Raw genomic sequence first — 18,359 nt, 5'->3', positions numbered from 1 at the left:
TGATAAAAATAGCATAGAGGTAATAATTGACATGGTTGATAAGAAATCTGTCTTAGCTTCCAGTGTCAGGGACAATAGATGGCTTATTAGTGAGGCCAATGAGATAAATCCTAGTAACTGAAAAAATGTTTTAGCGAGTGAAAACTTATCCTTATGAGATGACTCTAACAGGGCTATGGCAAAAACTGCCAAAGTAAAGCAAACAGCTGTAGCCTGAGACATCAAGTGAAACTGGGTATTGCTGTTCAAAATGAACAAAGTATCTATGCCAAGATCCACGCCCTTAATACTTTCTATAAGCGAGGTTGTAGCAACTATAAGTACTAAAGCGATAACAACTTTTTTTATCGATTTGAATTTCTCATTATCATCATGAAGGTAGGCGAGAACACCAATGAGTAGAAAGCAGAAAGCCGTATTGATTTTAACACTGTCAGTAGGTGACACAATAAAATCTATCTCGAGCCACCACCCGATCATTATTAATAATGAGATAGTGGAAAGGAAAATACCAAAAATCCGCAGGAGCTTATTACTATTTAAAAAATCCATAGACTCAATGATTAGTCTACGAACTTAGTTATTTATGCCGCTCAATTTTATACGTAATTTTACGGTAATTACAACCGTAAAACCTTGATATATAGTACTTAGGGTCTATATAGGGCAAGTAAATATTGGTTAATTTATAATTTAAAAGATAGAAAGGGACTGATCTTTAAGGCAATAATTTTTTTACTTGTTCTATAAGATACTCCTCTTCAAAAGGCTTATTCAATTTTATTGTATTGCTTATGGTCTGAACTTCTTCAATAGTTTGAAAGTCTGTTAATGCACTCATAAAGATAATCGGAGTATCACTGAACTTTCTAATTTCCATAGCAGCGTCAATGCCATTCATTTGGCCTTGAAGCATGATGTCTAAAATGATGATGTCTGGACTATGCTCTTTAATATGTGCTACTACCTCTTCGCCATGGGTTAAATTGGCAATTACCTTAAAACCATTTTTCTCTAGTAATTTTTGAAGATGAAATGCGATAATCAATCCATCTTCGGCAATGAGAATTTTAGACATTAGTTGGAAACTTTATAGTGTACTTGGTGCCTTTGGAATTGTCAATGTCCAAGGTTCCTTTTATTTGTTTTGTAAATAGACTAATTAATTGCATACCATAAGAATTATCCAGCTCAGCAAATTTTTCAGACGGTATGCCTATTCCGTGATCAGAAACGGTAAGCGAAGATTCGTTTTTGGTGTTTTTTAATACCACCATAATTTCTCCGGTGTCGCTATTAGGGTATGCATATTTCATCGAGTTTGATATTATTTCATTGACTATCAAGCCAATATTTAGTACTCTGTCAATATTCATTTCAGCAGATTCAATATTCATATTTAATTTGAATTTTAAACTGCCATAAGAGTAAGTGTGTACAAGGTTTTGGCATAAAGACTCTAAATAGTCTTTTATATCAAGCATGTTAACGCCTTGAAGTTGAAGTAATTGTTCGTGAATAGATGAAATAGAATGGATTTTAGTGCTGGTTTCATCTATAAATCGTCTTAATGTCATATCATCCGTCATGGTTGACTTGATAAAAAGCAGACTGGAAACCATCTGCAAATTATTTTTTATACGATGATGCAGTTCTTTAAATAAGGCATCTTTTTCTTTAATAGAAGCTTCAAGCTGTTCCTGATACTCTGCAACATTAGTGACATCAATATTGATACCTATGAATTTTTCAACCTCACCTTTATCATTGAATGCAGGTGATCCTGAGGCGTATATGTGTCTTATTTCACCTTCTGGTCTAATAATTCTAAATCTTATATCTCTAACTATTTCTCCATGAGCCATTTTTCCCAATTCCGCTTGTGCAATAGGTAGATCATCTGGATGGACGAGGTCTGCGAAATCTGAAATATGATTCTTGAATTTGTTTTTTGTGACACCAAATATTTCAAACATTTGTTCATTCCAGTCCAGCCTATCCGTAGCTACATCTCTTTCCCAAATACCGAGATTACCCGTTTCAATTCCCAAATTTAACTGATGCAGGGTTTTGCTGAGTTCTATCTCGGCATTTTTTCGGTCAGTAACATCCAATGCTATGCTATGCCATAACATAGCGCCATTATCCAATTTTTTAGGTTGGCCAACACCACTGATCCATTTAATTCGCCCATCGTCCATAACGGCTCGATACTCGTAAGACCAAGGGGTTATTTTTGTAGCAGATTCTTCCACAGTTTTCGCGAAACCAGCCAGGTCATCTGGATGTATTTTGCTCCATACCTTATTGACATCCTCCATAATTTCTTCGTGAGGTATTTCCCATAATTCTTCAGCACCTTTACTCACGAACTCTATTTCATCAGTACCATCAGCGAGTATTATATAACGCATAATAAGCCCTGGAATACTATTAGCAATATTGGCTAGCATTTCTTCGCTTTGGGCAAGATTAAGCTCTACATTCTTTTTATCGGTAATGTCTAAATCCAGGCCAGTCCAGATTACCCTCCCATCGTCTAATTTCGTGGGGTGATTAATGGTACTTATCCATTTAATCCGTCCATCATTCATCACCGCCCTGTATTCATGCGACCATGGAACAACTAATTTATTAGACTTTTTACTTTTGTTTTTAGCTTCTTTTTTGTCGTCAGGGTGTACTTTGGACCAAATTATATCACCGTCTTCATAGATATCTGACACTGGGAGCTCCCAAAGTTTTTCAGCACCTTTGCTAACATACTGCATGGTCAAATGGCCATTCTTATCTCTCATTCTTCTCTCAATTGAGCCAGGTATACTATTTGCAATGTTCTTGAGCATTTCCTCACTTTCTTTAAGTGCTAATGAGTTAAGTTTACTTTCATGTATGTTAAGAATAACACCCTCCAGATAACGCAGCTCCTGATCCTCAAACACACCCTGGCCGAATTCTTCAACCCATATATAATCCTTTAGCTTTTTATTGTATAATCTGTAACTAAGCTGGTAAGGCTCGTGCTTTTTAAGTGCAGCTTCTACTTCTTTGAAAACTTTGTCTTTATCATCAGCATGATAGAGCTCAACGAAGTTAATTTCATTAGCCAAAAATTCTTCGCGTGAATAACCAGTCAAGCTTTCTACCTCTTCATTAAGGTAGCTCATCGTAAATTTTTCATCATTTAAACATTGATAAACTACCCCTGGCATATTGTCGGCAATGGCCCTAAACCTTTCTTCACTTTCTTTGAGCTGTAGTTGTGCCTCTACAGTTTCTGTTACATCTCTTGAACCCGAAATCATCGAAACTATGGTGCCTTCATCATCTTTAATGGAGCTCATATAAGTATCGAGCCATATATATGCACCATCTTTTTTTACAACACGATATTGTACATTGTTAGCCGTATTTCCTTTAAGCACAGGCTGGTGAAGCTCATGCAGTACCCTTTCCTGGTCATCAGGGTGAATGAAACTATAAGGATCCTTTCCTATCAGTTCTTCTGGTTTATAGCCAACAATTTTAAACACGGCAGGTGATACATACTTATACTCACCAGAAGGTTGATGTGTACAAATGATTTCGTTACTTGACTCTACTATGAACCTATGCTTTTCTTCACTTTCTGACAATGCAATTTCAAAGGCCTTACGTTCAGTAATATCTCTGGCAACTATAATCTGCTTGCTTAGTTTACCATCTTCATAGACATAATTTACAGTATCCTCGCGCCAGATAAAATGTCCCTTTTTATGTTTTTGACGAAACTGATAGGTTAGGGTGTTGGTATTTTTCTCAATGGCATCAGCCACTTTATTAAAGAGATCATCACGGTCTTCAGGGTGTATACTATCATAAATTATTTCTGTCGTAAGTGCAAGGGCCTCTTCTTCGGTGTACCCTAAAATATTCAGATACCCTTTGGACGCGTAGGTGATATGATTTTCTTCAAATATAATGAGCCCATCAGTCGCATTTTCACTGATTATCTTCAACTTTTGTTGACTTTCTTGAAGAGCGAGCTGAGTTTGTTTTACCTCCGTAATATCAATCATAAGACCAATTAATTCTGTAGGTATGCCGTTTTCACTAACTACAGTAACTAAGTCCCTAACCCATATTGTTGAACCATCTTTTCTTATGAATTTGTATTCAAAAATGTGATCTTTATTCTTTTTGGTTTCTGTCATGCAAAAATTTGGAGCCCAAGCTCGATCATCAGGATGAATATGATTTTGCCAAAAATCTTTTTTGCTTAACCATTCCTTACTGTTATACCCTGTTATTTTTTCTACCTTTTCGCTGATAAACGAAAACTCAAATGTATTTGGGTCAGCCTTCCAAATTATACCATCTACTGAATTTAGGAGGTTAGCATAATCATCTTTTATAATAGTCAGTTCTTTTTCAGCTTTCCTGAGCTTAGTTATATCCATAACAGTCCCTGTAACTCTGGTTGCGACCCCTAATTGATTTCTAGTGATCAAAGCCCTAATTAAAGTAAAAACAGTATCTCCATCTGAGTTGTACATTCTCAACTCAAATTCATAATTAGGAAGATTATTATCTAAACTGTCTTTAATAATCTTCAGAACCCGTTCTTTATCATCTGGATGAATAAATTGATGCCAAAATTCGCGACTTTGAATATTGTCCAGATCTTTGAATCCATACATTTCAAGGTATCGATCACTGTAAAAAGTTAAGTTATTAGTAAGGTCAGCATCAAAATAACCGTCATTAGATCCTTTTAATGCTAGTTCAAATTTTTCTTCACTTTTTCTCAGTTGGTTTTCAATGGCCTTAATCTTTGTTAAGTCCATCATGGTACCGGTAACTCTTGTTGCATCACCATTATTATCACGTGAGATGTACGCCCTAATTAATACTGGAACATAGTGCCCATCAGCGTGAAGTCTTTTTGATTCTATTTCATAAGTTTTGGCATTGGAGTTAATAGCTTGAGCAACAATTTCCTTATTCTGTTTTGCATATTCTGGATGTACGTTAGCATCCCAATAGTCAGGATTACTATCACCATTTTTGGCTTGTAAACCTAATATGTCATAATAGCGCTTGCTAAAAAATAATTCATTACTCTTTACATCAAATTCCCAAAATCCATCTTTAGACCCTTTAAGCGCCAATTCGTATTTCTGTTGACTTTCTTTTAATTCTTCTTCAGCCTTCTTTCTTTCTGTTATGTCTCTTGAACTGGCAATAACATACCCTACATTCCCAATTTTTTGATAGGTAATAGTAACTTCAATAGGTATTTGTGTTTTGCTATCGAGATTTACGTTTTGACTTTGTATTGTAATTGTGCCTTGTTTCTTGAGCTCTTTGACATGATTTTTCCAATCAGTATCATTTTTAAATGATACCTCAAAATCCTTTACATAGTAATTAGCTGCCTCGCCCTTGTCGATGCCGAGCCGTTGAGCAGCAGTATCATTTAGATATACTAGCCTACCGGTTTCATCACTCACCTGAATAGCATCAGAACTTTGATTGATGAATTTTTCAAGTTTGGCTAGTGTTTCATTTTTAGTCTTTAATTCTTGCTCCGCAATTTTGTCTTTGGTAACATCCCAGATTACTCCTATTAGGACGTCACTGTCTTTGGATCGCGCACGCGTACCCATAGATTTGATATACTTGATTTTTCCGTTGACATTAATTCTAAAAGTATGATCAAAGTTTTTATTGGTCTCAATTGTCTCATTGAGTAAGAATAGTACTTTTTCTTTATCATCAGGGTGTATAAATTCAACCCATTTTTTATATCCAGGGAATTTTTTAGTCCCAAATATTGCGCAGGTTTTATCATCCCATTCAATTTCACCAGTCTTTAGGTTGTTACTCCATATGCCTGTTTCAGAGACTTTAGTGGCCAATTTTAACTTGTTAGATACCTCTTGCAGGTAATTCTCCTTTTCCTTTTCTTTAGTTATATCCCAATTAACCCCAATAAGCACTTCCTTGCCGTCCATTTTTTCAAGAGAAGACATTGCTCTAATATGAGCGATCTTATTATTTGGTTTGATGATTCTGAAGGTATAGTTAAATCCCTTATGTTTAGCTAGTTGGTTATTTACTTCTTCAAAGAGTTCTTTGACATCATCCGGATGAACATAGGTCCCAAAAGTATCAATGCTATTATCAAAATCCTTTCTTCCAAAAAGGGCTTTCATTTGATCATCCCAGATTACAACGCCAGTTTTTAAGTCCCAGGTCCATATACCAAGCTTTGCAGCTTTCGCAGCAAGGCTCAGTTTATTAGTTAATTGTAAAAGGTTATTTTCTTGTTCTTTTTCCTGAGTTACATCCCAGTTAACACCAACAATGAGTTCTTTTCCATTTAACTTTTCTTTTAATGCCATGGACTTAAGGTAGGCTATATCTCCATTCGGCTTGATGATTCTGAAACCATAATTTATATTAGTCGCATCATTAGAAATTTTCTTACCCTCATTTAAAACAGTTTGAACATCATCGGGATGAATCATCTTCATATAGTGATCAAAAGTTCCATCATGGCTATCTTTATCTACACCATATAACCTGAAGTTATTCTCATCCCAGGTCACCTCATTTGTAGCTGGATCCCAGGTCCAAATGCCTAATTCAGCCGCTTTAGTTGCTAACCGAATCTTATTTGTTAATGAATCCTTGTCTAACTCCAGTTCTTTTCTTTCTGTTATTAAGTACCTGATAGATAGTAGGGTTTCTATCTTACCTTCAACATTATAAACGGGGTTTATTACTGTATCTACCCAATAATAGCTGCCATCCTTGGCCTTATTTTTTACTTCTGCCCGCCATGTTTTTCCTTTGAGCACGGTTTTCCACATATCAGTCCAAAAGGTTTTCGGATGATGACCTGAATTGATAATACTATGGCTATTTCCTACAAGTTCTTCTTCAGAATATTGAGAGACTTTGCAGAAATCTTCATTGACATGAATGATTGTTCCCTTGATGTCTGTGATCGATACCAAAGCACTAGCTTCCAGTGCTTTGGTGATAGAAGCATATCTATTTCGCTCAAATAATATCGCTTCCCGAGCTTTAACATGTTCAGTAATGTCATGTACCCTAAGAATATAATATTTGAAATGATGATCATCACCATAGATAGACTTTAGGGTGTTTTCATAGGTTTTATTTTCAAATGAGACATAATACTTACTTACACTATTTTCTTTCAGTTCATGCGCTGCATCTTTAAGGCTTTTGAATACACTTTTCTCAAGAGTGTCCTTCATGGGTTTGCCAACCAGGTCATAAGGATCAATATTATGCTGGCGATAGCCTTCACCATCAGTATAGATAATGTTTAAATCCTTATCAATTAAGCTGATAGTTCCACCTGGATAATTCTTAGCAAGTAGCTCCATTTTAGTAGTAGAATCTTGCGAGTTTGCTAAAACATTCTCCCACTCGGTGATGTCAAGGATAACAGCTACAAAGAAAGGAACCCCATCGTGCTCCATAATTTGAAGATGTACTTCAACGGGGTACAAACTTTTATCAGCCCTTTTGTGAATTGTTTTGAAGATGATTTTCTCCTTAATTCCTTCAGCTAATGGCTGTACAGTAAGGGAAAAATTCTTTTTTGTAAACTGTGGTTTGATGTCTATTGGTGTCAGCTTCTTAAGCTCTTTAAGCGTATAGCCGAGGTTGTCTAGTGCGCCTTGGTTAGCGAATTGGAATTTATAATCGGTTGTATTGAAAATGTAAACTTCATTAAGACTGAACTCAACTATGGATTTGAAGTCATATTGAGGTTTCTTTTTTGACTTAAGTCTTTTGCTGACGTTGTTTCCATCAAAGACGAAATCGTGCTTTACGTCTACCAAAAAAATGTCAAATGGTTGTGGTTGCGAGGTTGAAAATTGGGTGTGAATTTTAACTTGGGGTATCTGCCTCAGATGATTTTCTATATCCTCTACATCGGCCAAATCAACATTGTGTATAATGCTTGGCTGATCATTGCTCTTCTTTACTTTTACTTTAATTTGTTCCGGACTACAACCACCCGCATCTACAAAATTAATGTTCATGAATAACCCTTATTCTAATCGATGTTTATACAATCGTTTAATTTAAATTAAAGGCGAAACATATATGCTACGTAGATATACTTAAATTTTCTAAGGAGAAGACTGAAGTAGGAATTTAAAAAGGTTTAATTGTTAATTACTTAGCAACAGTTGAAATATTTATTTTTCTATTTTTACCTTTGAGCTGAATTTCGCCCATCGGGGTTATGTCATATTCGTTATTGAGCGTCAGCAAATCAAGAACTTGTTGAGAAGCGAGTAGTTGCGCATTGTATTCATTACATAGCATTTGTATTCTGGAAGTGGTGTTTAGTACATCCCCAGTGAATACAATTTCCTTTTTCAGTTGACCTATTTCACCTGTTGTTACTGGTCCACAATGGAGACCTGCCTTGAACTGGGGAACCAGACTGAATGCATTGAAGTATTCACTTGATTTAAGATTGATGTTGTCTCTAATATCATAGAAACAATTAAGGCAGTTGTTGTTTTTAATGCCTATGGATTTTGGCCATGATATGATGATTTCATCACCAACGTATTGGTATATTTCTCCCTGGCTGTTGAGTATGGGATCAGACATGTCAGCATAGTATTTATTGAGTAGCTCATAATACTTGACATGCCCAAGTTTTTCTGCAATCGTGGTGGAACCTTTCATATCTATGAACATGAAGATGCGATCTTCAATGCTGGGTTTGTGGTACTTACCGGTAATGAAGTTATAAACCACCATAATCCCCATGCTTTTACTCATTTCGAAAATGAAGAAAGAAAGGAAGAAGGCGAATCCAATGTAAATGAAAATGGAGAAGAAGGCAAAATTACTAATGAACCGCATTTGACTTTGAATGACAACAGCATCAATAATGGCCTTGTTTAGTCTGTGGCTCGTAAAAATTGCCCCTAAAACAATCAGGAATATTAAAATCAATATTGAATAAAAGGCAGATTTAAAGATTACTTTAAAAACAAAAGGCTTCTTTAAAAAAAGGTTCTTGAAAAAGAAAACCTCCATAGTGCCAACAACAGCACCCAGAAGTCCTGCTCCTACTATGACATAGACAATTTGCGATTTTCCACCATAGACGTTCTGGGTAGAAGGATATAGCCCCGTCTCTCCCAAAAGGCCATATTCAACAATGCCATACAGCGTTCCGAAAAGTGTCCAGAAGGCAGTAAATCTTAATATTATCTGTAAGTTGTGTTTTTGTTTGGGTGTCATAGTTTAGAAATTTCCAGAAGCACCACCGCCTCCAAATTTTCCGCCTTCTCCTGAAAATGTGTTGGTGCTGTCAATCTTTCCAAACGTCTGATCCAACACTAAAGATTCAATTTTCAAGCCTGAATCTAAATCTTCATCGGCCTTTGCAGTAACACCTAATTTATCTTCTTTCCAAAATCTAAGTGCCAGCCATACAATGCCCAAAATAATAGCTCCACCCAAAATTAGGGCATACTCAATAGGCATTACCTCATGGTAGTACCTCACAGTCATTACACTAAGAGCAACAGCAATTAAACCTATGTTAAGCAAAGCTAGATTTCTTATTATCAGTCCGAAATATATGTATGCGATTGGTATGGCAGCGGTCAGAATCATAAATAAGATTTTGACAAAAAATGGGAAGGCATCGGCAAGTCCCAGCTCCTTACTGAGCTCCATAACCACCAGATAGTTACCTGATAGGTAGAACATTGCAATGCTGATCCAGTTGATTACTTCCCAACATTGCTCTGTAGCCTGATCGGTACTAGAGACTATTCTTTTTTCAGAAAAAGTGAATCCGAAGAAACTTAGGCCCATGAGTAGAAATGGGATCAGTAGTGTCATAATACCACCGATATTGTATGCTAAAAAGAATACAACGGCAAAGAGTGCTAAGTGGGCTCCTGCAGTTAGCAATCTATCTTTATAGATGAAGGCAGGTACACCCAGTAAAATGAAATAAAAGATGCTGATGAAAAGCGCGCTGTCAAATAGATTTTCAAAAAGCAATATGAAGGTTAAATGGAAAAAGCCCAGGCATGAATATAATGTAGCTTCATCTGCGCCAGAACCGAACTGATGTTTTTCATTGATTACAAATTTTTGCAGTACAAATAGGAGTATTAATGCACCAACTAAACTCAGAAACCAACCGCTATTGCTGTCGATCACTTCAATAAAAATGAGTGATGCAAATCCAACACCCGCGCTAATAATGATGCAGGTAAGAATAAATAAACCAATACTCACAAACAGATTAGTTGGTTCGTAGCGTGGAGATAGCGCAGTGATTAGTTTATCTAAAGCTTCATCATCTATCCATTTAAGTTTGCCCCAGCGTTTTACTTCTAAAAAGTGGAAATAGTTATCTCTTCTTTGTTTGTCGTATCCTAACATGTCAGATCATCTGTTTGTAAGTCCTTCTCAAAAACTGAATGGCAAAAATGCTGCTTCCAATAAAATACATGAGTAGTAGGTAAGCCCATAATATTGAGTCAGCACCCATAGATATACAACCCTTAATTATTAGATAGGTAACTGCGATGTAACTGTAGATAAATGCACAAAGCAGTGCATAAAATGACTTGTTCATTTTAGCATAGTAAAAGGCGCCTGCCACTAAAGGTGCAATTAAGAAGATCCAGAGCCAGCCTAGTTTAAAATTAAAAGTAGCTACAAGTACCGCTATTGCCCCGAGATGAAATCCAAAATTGTAATAGGTAAAGTCAAAGTGCTTTTTAAAATTTTTAGATGCCCCCAGATACCCTGCTCCTAGTAGAATAACACACAGAATAAGGCCTGCTTGTACGGCATCAACATCTGAAAAAGTACTTTCCATCAAAAGTGACTTCGGGGTTAGGGTGATGCCCAGCCAGGAGGCAAAAAGTGTGATGCCCATGGATAATAGTCCCAAATGGTCAAATCGATAGGCTAGTGCAAAGATGACAGCAGCAGGTATGATGGTTGCCAATCCGTATCTGTCACCGAAAATGTTATACTGATATTGCAGATACCCTTCAAATGTTAGGAACAGCAGAACACCCAGTAGTAGAATGTAATCAAACCATGTATTAGGAGAAGCCCATTTATCTGGCTGAAATGTAGCGGCATTTTTGTAGCAATAATAAAAGCACCCTGCAGATAGCAATCCAATAATTCCCACAATCGTGACATGACCGATGGTGTCAATATTCTTATAAATGACCGTACCTAGTCCTGTGGCCAGTAATGTAACCCCCATGTACATCAATGTCCTGATATGCCAAAAAATGGACATGGGTTTGTTGGACTGGTAGGTTTTTAGCTCAGAGGCAAATGCCTCGGTGATTAAACCATTAGTTTCTAAATGCTTTATAGTATGTTTCATTCTACTGGCCCCTCAGCGCCACCATCTAGTACAAATTTCCAGCTACCATCTCCCTGTTTTTTCCAAATGGATACATAGTATCCCGTTGAGGTAGACTCTACGCTGTCTTTGGTTATTAAATAATATTTACCAAAGGTATAACCAAGATCACCAGACATGGCAATTTCAGCTTTTATTGGCTCCCAGGTTAGCTCAAGTTTAGAGTCATCCAAGGCAGTATATACCTCAGTAAGCTGTGTTTTGCCTTTGATTGGTTCAGCGCCCTGGCCTAATTTCACTACATCTTGATCGGCATAAAATATGAAGGCCTCTGAAACACCATTTTGCTTTGACATATCAGAAAACTCTTTGTCAACTTTTATCAAATCATTAGGATCAGCAATGGCTTGTTCTTTTGGTGGCGAAGAGCACGAAAAAGCTATAGCTATAAGAAGTAAAATAAGTTTATTCATGTTGGCTTTTTAGTTTGGTCTTAATGTGGTCGGCATAAAATTGAATTGGGTCATCACTGCTTATCAGTGAATCATATAATGTTTTTCTTACTTCTTGATACAAAAAAGAAGAGTCAGTTTCCTGAGCTATCAAATAGCCTTTTTCACCATCGCAGGAATAATAAGCGACATTGTTTGGTGCATGATATCTTGAAATTTTGATTGTCTGCATAAAACGAAAGGTGCTTTGCTCAATGAGTTCAATATTATCACTTAAATTATCTGTAAGTTGAATTTGATGGCAATCGGTTTTCTCTGGATGCATTTTGAAATTATGCACCTCTTGTCCGCTTGTAACAAGCGCGGACAATAATAAAACAAACAAACTGACATATTTTGTAAGTCGCATTGGCTAAAGTTAGCATTTTTGTGATTGAAATAATCGTACTTATTTCTAACCTAAATTATCTAAAGATGAAAAGATCAATACTGTTATTATTTCTATATAGTGCCTGTACAGCTCAGGTACAGACAACCTCAACTGAAGTTTCAGCAGAAGCAGAGATTTCTAATCAACTAGGAGGTGCAGTATTATGGTATCAAAATTCTGCAGAAATGAAGTTAAGTTATTATCAATCCTATCAATATGCTAAGATGATGCTTGATAATAAATTAGAGCGTAGCCGACTGGCTAAACCAGCTGCAGTTGTTCTGGATATAGATGAAACAGTATTGGACAATAGTCCATATGAAGCACAGATTTTTGACAAAGGCGAAACTTACAAAAGTGAGTCTTGGCACAAATGGACAGAGGAAGCAAGAGCAGCGGCTTTGCCTGGAGCTTTGGACTTTGTAGAATATGCCAAATCAAGAGGAGTGGAGGTTTTTTACATTTCTAATAGATCAGTATCAGAACTGGAGCCGACGATAAAAAACCTCAAAAAAGAAAAGTTTCCAAATGCATCAGAAGAGTTTGTAATGCTCAAATCTGAAACAAGTGATAAAACTGAGCGAAGAAATAAAGTATTAGAAAGCCATACTGTGTTGGTATATGTTGGCGATAACCTGACGGACTATTCTGAGCTATTTGCCGATAGGGATAAGAATATGGGAAAGGACCTTGTTGAAAAGTACAAAGATGAACTTTTGAGCAACTTCGTAATGCTGCCAAACCCTATGTATGGCGAGTGGGAAGGTGCCATTTATGATAACAACTATGGCCTTTCAGATGATCTTAAGCTCAAGAAGCGTAAAGAAGCTTTGATTAAATAGCATTTTAAAAAATCAATTTCTACTTATAGATTTTTTCATTTTCTTCAATAGCATCAGTAAGTTCCTTACCGGCATCCTTAATTTGCTGGTCGAGCTCAACAGCCGAGTTATTAATTAGCTCAATGTATTGAGGCAATTCTTCTTTAGTTGAAATAGTAGAGAGGTAGGTAAGACCAAGAAGTCTAGCAAGCGGGCCTCTAATTTTATGAGAGTTAAATAGTGAGTATTTAATAAGACGTTCATTACTGTTTTTCAGGTTTTTGGTACGCTCTTCAACTTTATGCTCTAAAGCCATATTAGCTTCCTCTATTATTTTATTCTGTCTTTCAATTTGATCATTCTTTTCACTCAATCGCTTATTGTTTTTACTTCTAATTCTTAACACTCTATAGATAAGAAAAATTGATAGTATCAGTAATGCACATATGACTATAATTGCATTAGATATTTTCTTTTGCTCTAAAAGTAACTGGCTTTGAAGGTTATTTTCATCTTTTAACTGCCTGTTCTGCTTGCTGATTTCGTCAAAGTTGAATTGCTGAATAAGACTTAATTTCTGCTCATTAAAGATGCTGTCTTTGTAATTGGTTGCAAGCAAAAGTTCATTGTGAGCATTAACATAATCTTCTGTTTCAAGGTAGATTTGTCTTCTATGTTCGTGTAACTCTAAAATTTCTGACTTAGCGTCAATTTTCTTAGCTGCTTCCAAGCCTTTTTCACTTAACAATAGGCTTTCTTCAATAGCCTCATTTTCAAGTGAAAGCTTACTTAATTCTAAATAAGTCATGGCTTGTCCCTGAAGATGATTTATTTCTTTCCAAATCTTCAATGATGCTTCAAAGCTATTTCTAGCTAGGTTGTCACGGTTTAAAAGGTTGTGAAGTTTACCGATACTAAGAAGTGAAGTCGCAATTCCACGAGAATTATTTATGGCCTTCCTTATCTTAAGACCTTGGTTTAATAGCATGAGAGCTGAATCATAATTACCACGCTCTTGAGCTATTAAACCGAGGTTATTAATACTATAACTTATGCCAAGTTGGTCGTCAATTTCATACCTAAGCTTAAGTGATTTATTGAACCAATTAATTGCCTCATCCCAATTTTTTCTACTTCTAAATATGTTGCCAATATTATGATAAGTATTCCCGAGGCCTATTGCTCCACCAATAGAGTCTCTAATGTTGATGGCTTGATAATACGAATCTAATGCCCTGTCATGTTCCCCACGTATCCAAAAGCCAACACCAATATTATTTAATGCCGTAGCTTCTCCTTCGGCATAGTTAATTTTTAATGATAAGGCAAGAGCTTTATTTCCATAATACATGGACTTATTAAGATCTGAGAACCACAGTGATTTACATAGGTCATTTAAGACATCAACCTTGCCTGCACTGTCAGGAGCGTTTAAAAGATCGGACTCTTTAACATTTTCTTGAGCACGCAGAGTCCATGAGTTAACCAACAATAAAAATAGACACAGGATATGTTGGGCATTAATTTTAATGAGCGCAAGAATTAATTATTTACTAAATGTCACTAGCTTACGATGCAGTGATTTTTGAAATAATGAATATAACCATTCCTACTGAATAATTCTCAAATTTGACCTATAGTTCTGAAGATCAAATACTTGATTGTTGAAACTTTGGAATACGTCTAACTGTTCATGCCAGAATATCATTTATAGTCGATACAAAATTTAAAAGCGCAATAATTCATTTGTGCAGTTTACAAAAAAAAGGCTTCAGAATTTCTGAAGCCTTTTTTTAATCTATTGAGAATCTATTACTCTACAATTTTTATCAGTCCAAGCTGATCTTCACTAGCGCTTATTAGTGTCCAGCCTGTAGGAGAATTCTGGTCATTTTTACTTGCGAAAACTCTCCATCTGTAAACCTTTCCAACTTCAAGTGCACTTATGCTTGCATTGCTGTCTTCGTTGAAATCAATGGATGTTGAACTACTAGGAATCACAATGTTTTTCACCGGATCAGCTCCACTCGTATCAAACCCTCCCCATATTACCTGGCCGGTAGTAGCATCAGTTACTTCTATTACATAATCAGAAGTTGAAGAATAAGCAGTCCAAGAAAAAGTAGGAGTGGTGCTCGTTATCTCCATAGGTGCTGTAGTAGAAGCGTCATTAGTGGGATCATTAACAGTTATCGAGTTAGTAATATCAAAATCAATTGACTCTGCAGCACCAGTCATCGTTACTTGTGGTTCACCAAATTTAAATATTCTATCAGGGTCCATAACTCGATTGTCATTTTCAAATGTAGCACGAGCAATATATTCACCATCTGGAATATTTGACAGTGAATAAGCTTGTGAAGTTGTTCTTCCTATTAAACCAGGGATAGTTTCTCTTGTAATTGGATGAACAAGCGCTACATCAACATCAATATTTCCTGCGGATATATTTCTAACCTGTCCACTTAATGAACCAGAAGCATTTTGAGTTAAGGATACACTAGTATTTGTTGCCTCAGAATCTGTCGTTACGGAAACAGGAATATTGTCTGAGTTGTATCCAGCCAGCCAAGCTGAAACGGTGTAACTACCACTGGTTACATTAAAAATAACAAATTTTCCATCAGCATCAGAAACGCCAGAAAAGGCATTTGTTCCATTTGAGGCCACTACCAGAGCTCCAGGAACAGCATTGCCACCTGCAGCTACTGTACCACTAATAAACCCAACGTTAGTATCGTTTGATGGAAACAGTGTGATATCATTTTCAGTTGTTTGCCCAACTACAATAGAAAAAGGTATAGATGAAAGGCCTGGTGCAGGTACACTCAGGTAGTCTTGTCTGTATACTTTTACAAAATAATTACCTTCCTCTAAGTCTATGCTATATACACCATCGCCATCACTAAGTAGGGATGCTACCGGAGCATTGTCATCAGCATTAAAAACTATTACACTCGCGTCAGCCAAAAGATCAGTGCTGCTACCATCAGTTATTATACCTTTCAATGTTCCTACTGTAGGTGTTCCCTCATCATCGTCTTTACAAGAAGTTACAATTGAGATTAAAAATAATACCGCTAAAACCGGTAAAATACGTTGGTTTAAAATATTTTTCATCGTTTAATAAAGTATTTATACCTTATTAAATTGAGAGTCAAAGGATTAAGTAACCTGAGATGTAAGCTCTTTCGTGATTGAGTATCATTATTTAATCGAAGCTATGTTGGCATTTCTTTCCAGGCGTTCAAATCGCTAATTCCAACGTGAGTATCCCTTAAAATCTTAAAGTTTAAGATGTAAGATTTTAATTAATACCAGCTGCCTCCCAGATTTCTGAATGGCCATGGAATAGAGGCCAGAATTAGAATAAGCCCGATGATATAATACACCATGATGGTTTTGAATTTTTTACCATCCATGGCAGTTCTTTTAGCCTTGCTATAGCCTACTGTGATAAGAATTATGGCTAAAACCATTAAAGAAACGTGCTCTACTAAAAAGAATCGGAGTACATCATCTTTCATGGATGCACCGCTAAAAACAACCTTTGGGCTAATGAAGTAAAGCACAAGGCCGATAAGAAATTGTATATGCGTGAATATGAGTGCGAAAAGTGCTTTCTTTTTGTCTTTGTTTGCAAAAGTGACACCACCTTTAGTTTTACCGAAGCTATTTACGATTGCAATGACCAAAGCTGCTAACACCAACCATCTTAAGCCCGAATGTGCACTTCTCAATATATCATACATATTGTTTAACTTTTAGTATGCTTAAATATACTTGCCTTTTTGTCGTCAGCAAAATTCTACTTAGAAGAAAGTTCTTCAGCCAGCTTAAGGGCTTTATGGGTGTTTACTACTCCAGCAGTATTTGATAGCTGAGAAAAACTTGTTAATTCATCCATGCTTCCAGGTTTAATCACCTCTAAATCAGGATATTTAACAGCTGATCTTTTTATGATTTCAACCACCTGTTCAGGACTTAGCTCAGGGTAAAAAGAGAGCAGCAGTGCTGCAATACCAGACACTACAGGAGCGGCCATACTGGTTCCACCCAATTCGTCATAACTATCATCAGGCAATGTGCTCATAATGTCCTCTCCCGGAGCAAATACATCAACCCTGATCTTGCTGTAGTTAGAGAAATCAGCAGGCAGCATCTCATTGGCCATTGATGTTGATGCACCTACTTCAATCCACAACTTAGCTGAGTCACGCTGATTGTAATATTTCACCGGGTAACTTGGTTTTATTCCAATATCGTTACCGTCATTGCCTGCTGCATGAATGATGATTACGCTCTTACTCATTGCATATTCAATAGCGGCATCTACCACTTGCTTATTTGGTGAAAATTCCTTGCCAAAACTCATGTTTATGATCTGTGCACCGTTATCTACAGCATACCTAATGGCATTGGCTACATCTTTATCTCTCTCATCTCCGTCTGGCACTGCCCTAATTGGCATAATAATGACATCGTCTGCAATACCATTGATGCCTAACCTATTATTTCTGGTAGCGGCTATTATACCCGCTACATGCGTGCCGTGCTCAGCATCAGGGCCAATGACATTATTGTTTCCATAATATCGTTCAGTAGGATCGTCAGGGTTGTCACCAACTACACTTCTATAGTCAGCATTCACATTGTAAAGTTTGAGTTCATCATCAAGTGCATCAAGCACCTGGTCAAAATCCGTTTCAAGGGATCCATAGTATTGATAAATAAGCTCCATAAACTCCTGCGCTCTTATGATCGTGGAATCAGACCTGGGCAGTGCATTAATCTTTTTGACAGACAGTTCCTCCGATTTGGTTTCTTTCTTTAGAAACTCAACATAATAATCATAGGTGCTTTTGATTCTGCTGTAGTATTCAAAATTTGAAACTACCGTTCTGACCTGATTATGCACACTATCTCTAATGCCTAACCAGTATTGGTACTCTTCAGTGTTTTTGGTTTCCGCTGAAACACTATCAGAATACTGTTTACTCAGTTTTTTGTAGATTCTTACTATTTCATAGTTCTCATAAAGTGCATCACCATCCTTGCCTCCCAAAAAGCTCCAACCATGTACATCATCAATATACCCATTGTTATCATCGTCAACATTGTTGTTAGCTACCTCTCCTTTATTGGTCCAGATTTTATGTTTAAGGTCTTCATGATGTATATCAACTCCTCCATCTATGACGGCCACTATGACCGTTTGTGATTTTTTTTTCTTCAAAAGTTCTTTGTAGGCC

The 18,359-nt window shown here is 36.6% G+C and carries 13 protein-coding genes; 1 reads left to right on the top strand and 12 read right to left on the bottom strand.

Annotated features, from left to right (window positions below; translation table 11 throughout):
• The 8 genes from E1140_RS08820 to E1140_RS08785 all read right to left on the bottom strand — a co-directional run.
• Positions 1–552 (bottom strand): hypothetical protein (locus E1140_RS08820; RefSeq protein WP_155181908.1); only part of this gene is annotated, 552 nt, incomplete at its 3' end.
• 166 nt (positions 553–718) lie between these two features.
• Positions 719–1,078 (bottom strand): response regulator, encoded by a 360-nt coding sequence (locus tag E1140_RS08815; RefSeq protein WP_155181904.1) that lies wholly within the window; start codon positions 1,076–1,078, stop codon positions 719–721.
• A complete protein-coding gene (locus E1140_RS08810) occupies positions 1,071–8,069 on the bottom strand; it encodes a PAS domain-containing protein (RefSeq protein ID WP_155181901.1) in 6,999 nt (2,332 codons plus the stop codon). Before E1140_RS08810 ends, E1140_RS08815 begins: the two co-directional genes overlap by 8 nt.
• A gap of 136 nt (positions 8,070–8,205) precedes the next feature.
• Positions 8,206–9,294, bottom strand: a complete 1,089-nt coding sequence (locus E1140_RS08805; RefSeq protein WP_155181898.1) for an adenylate/guanylate cyclase domain-containing protein — start codon at positions 9,292–9,294, stop codon at positions 8,206–8,208.
• A 3-nt stretch (positions 9,295–9,297) separates the two neighbouring features.
• Complete coding sequence (locus E1140_RS08800) at positions 9,298–10,455, bottom strand: hypothetical protein (protein ID WP_155181894.1); 1,158 nt, start codon at positions 10,453–10,455, stop codon at positions 9,298–9,300.
• Between the two features lies 1 nt (position 10,456).
• On the bottom strand, positions 10,457–11,425 hold the full coding sequence (locus E1140_RS08795) for a DUF2157 domain-containing protein (protein ID WP_155181891.1): 969 nt from the start codon (positions 11,423–11,425) through the stop codon (positions 10,457–10,459).
• A complete protein-coding gene (locus tag E1140_RS08790) occupies positions 11,422–11,877 on the bottom strand; it encodes a YybH family protein (protein WP_155181888.1) in 456 nt (151 codons plus the stop codon). Before E1140_RS08790 ends, E1140_RS08795 begins: the two co-directional genes overlap by 4 nt.
• Entirely contained in the window at positions 11,870–12,265 is a 396-nt protein-coding gene (locus E1140_RS08785; protein ID WP_155181885.1) for a hypothetical protein, read from the bottom strand. The genes E1140_RS08790 and E1140_RS08785 overlap by 8 nt, the downstream gene beginning before the upstream one ends.
• Positions 12,266–12,330: 65 nt before the next feature.
• Here E1140_RS08785 and E1140_RS08780 point away from each other — a divergent pair, with 65 nt between their 5' ends.
• Entirely contained in the window at positions 12,331–13,128 is a 798-nt protein-coding gene (locus E1140_RS08780; protein WP_155181882.1) for a 5'-nucleotidase, lipoprotein e(P4) family, read from the top strand.
• A gap of 19 nt (positions 13,129–13,147) precedes the next feature.
• On the opposite strand, the gene E1140_RS08775 is transcribed toward E1140_RS08780, so the two are convergent.
• The 4 genes from E1140_RS08775 to E1140_RS08760 all read right to left on the bottom strand — a co-directional run.
• Positions 13,148–14,596, bottom strand: coding sequence for a tetratricopeptide repeat protein (locus E1140_RS08775; RefSeq protein ID WP_155181879.1), 1,449 nt, complete (start codon positions 14,594–14,596; stop codon positions 13,148–13,150).
• A 323-nt stretch (positions 14,597–14,919) separates the two neighbouring features.
• The gene (locus E1140_RS08770; protein WP_155181876.1) at positions 14,920–16,227 is read right to left on the bottom strand and encodes a carboxypeptidase-like regulatory domain-containing protein; all 1,308 of its coding nucleotides are present in this window, start codon (positions 16,225–16,227) and stop codon (positions 14,920–14,922) included.
• Between the two features lie 191 nt (positions 16,228–16,418).
• Positions 16,419–16,859: a cytochrome B gene (locus tag E1140_RS08765; RefSeq protein ID WP_155181874.1), complete on the bottom strand. Its 441-nt coding sequence runs from the start codon at positions 16,857–16,859 to the stop codon at positions 16,419–16,421.
• Between the two features lie 56 nt (positions 16,860–16,915).
• Positions 16,916–18,359, bottom strand: a 1,444-nt coding sequence (locus tag E1140_RS08760) for a S8 family serine peptidase (RefSeq protein WP_221412663.1), incomplete at its 5' end; no start/stop codon positions are given.

It is taken from the genome of Fulvivirga lutimaris (assembly GCF_009711525.1).
GTDB lineage: Bacteria > Bacteroidota > Bacteroidia > Cytophagales > Cyclobacteriaceae > Fulvivirga > Fulvivirga lutimaris.
The sequence above is the reverse complement of the archived record's forward strand: the minus strand, read 5'-3'. Positions and strand labels throughout refer to the sequence as shown.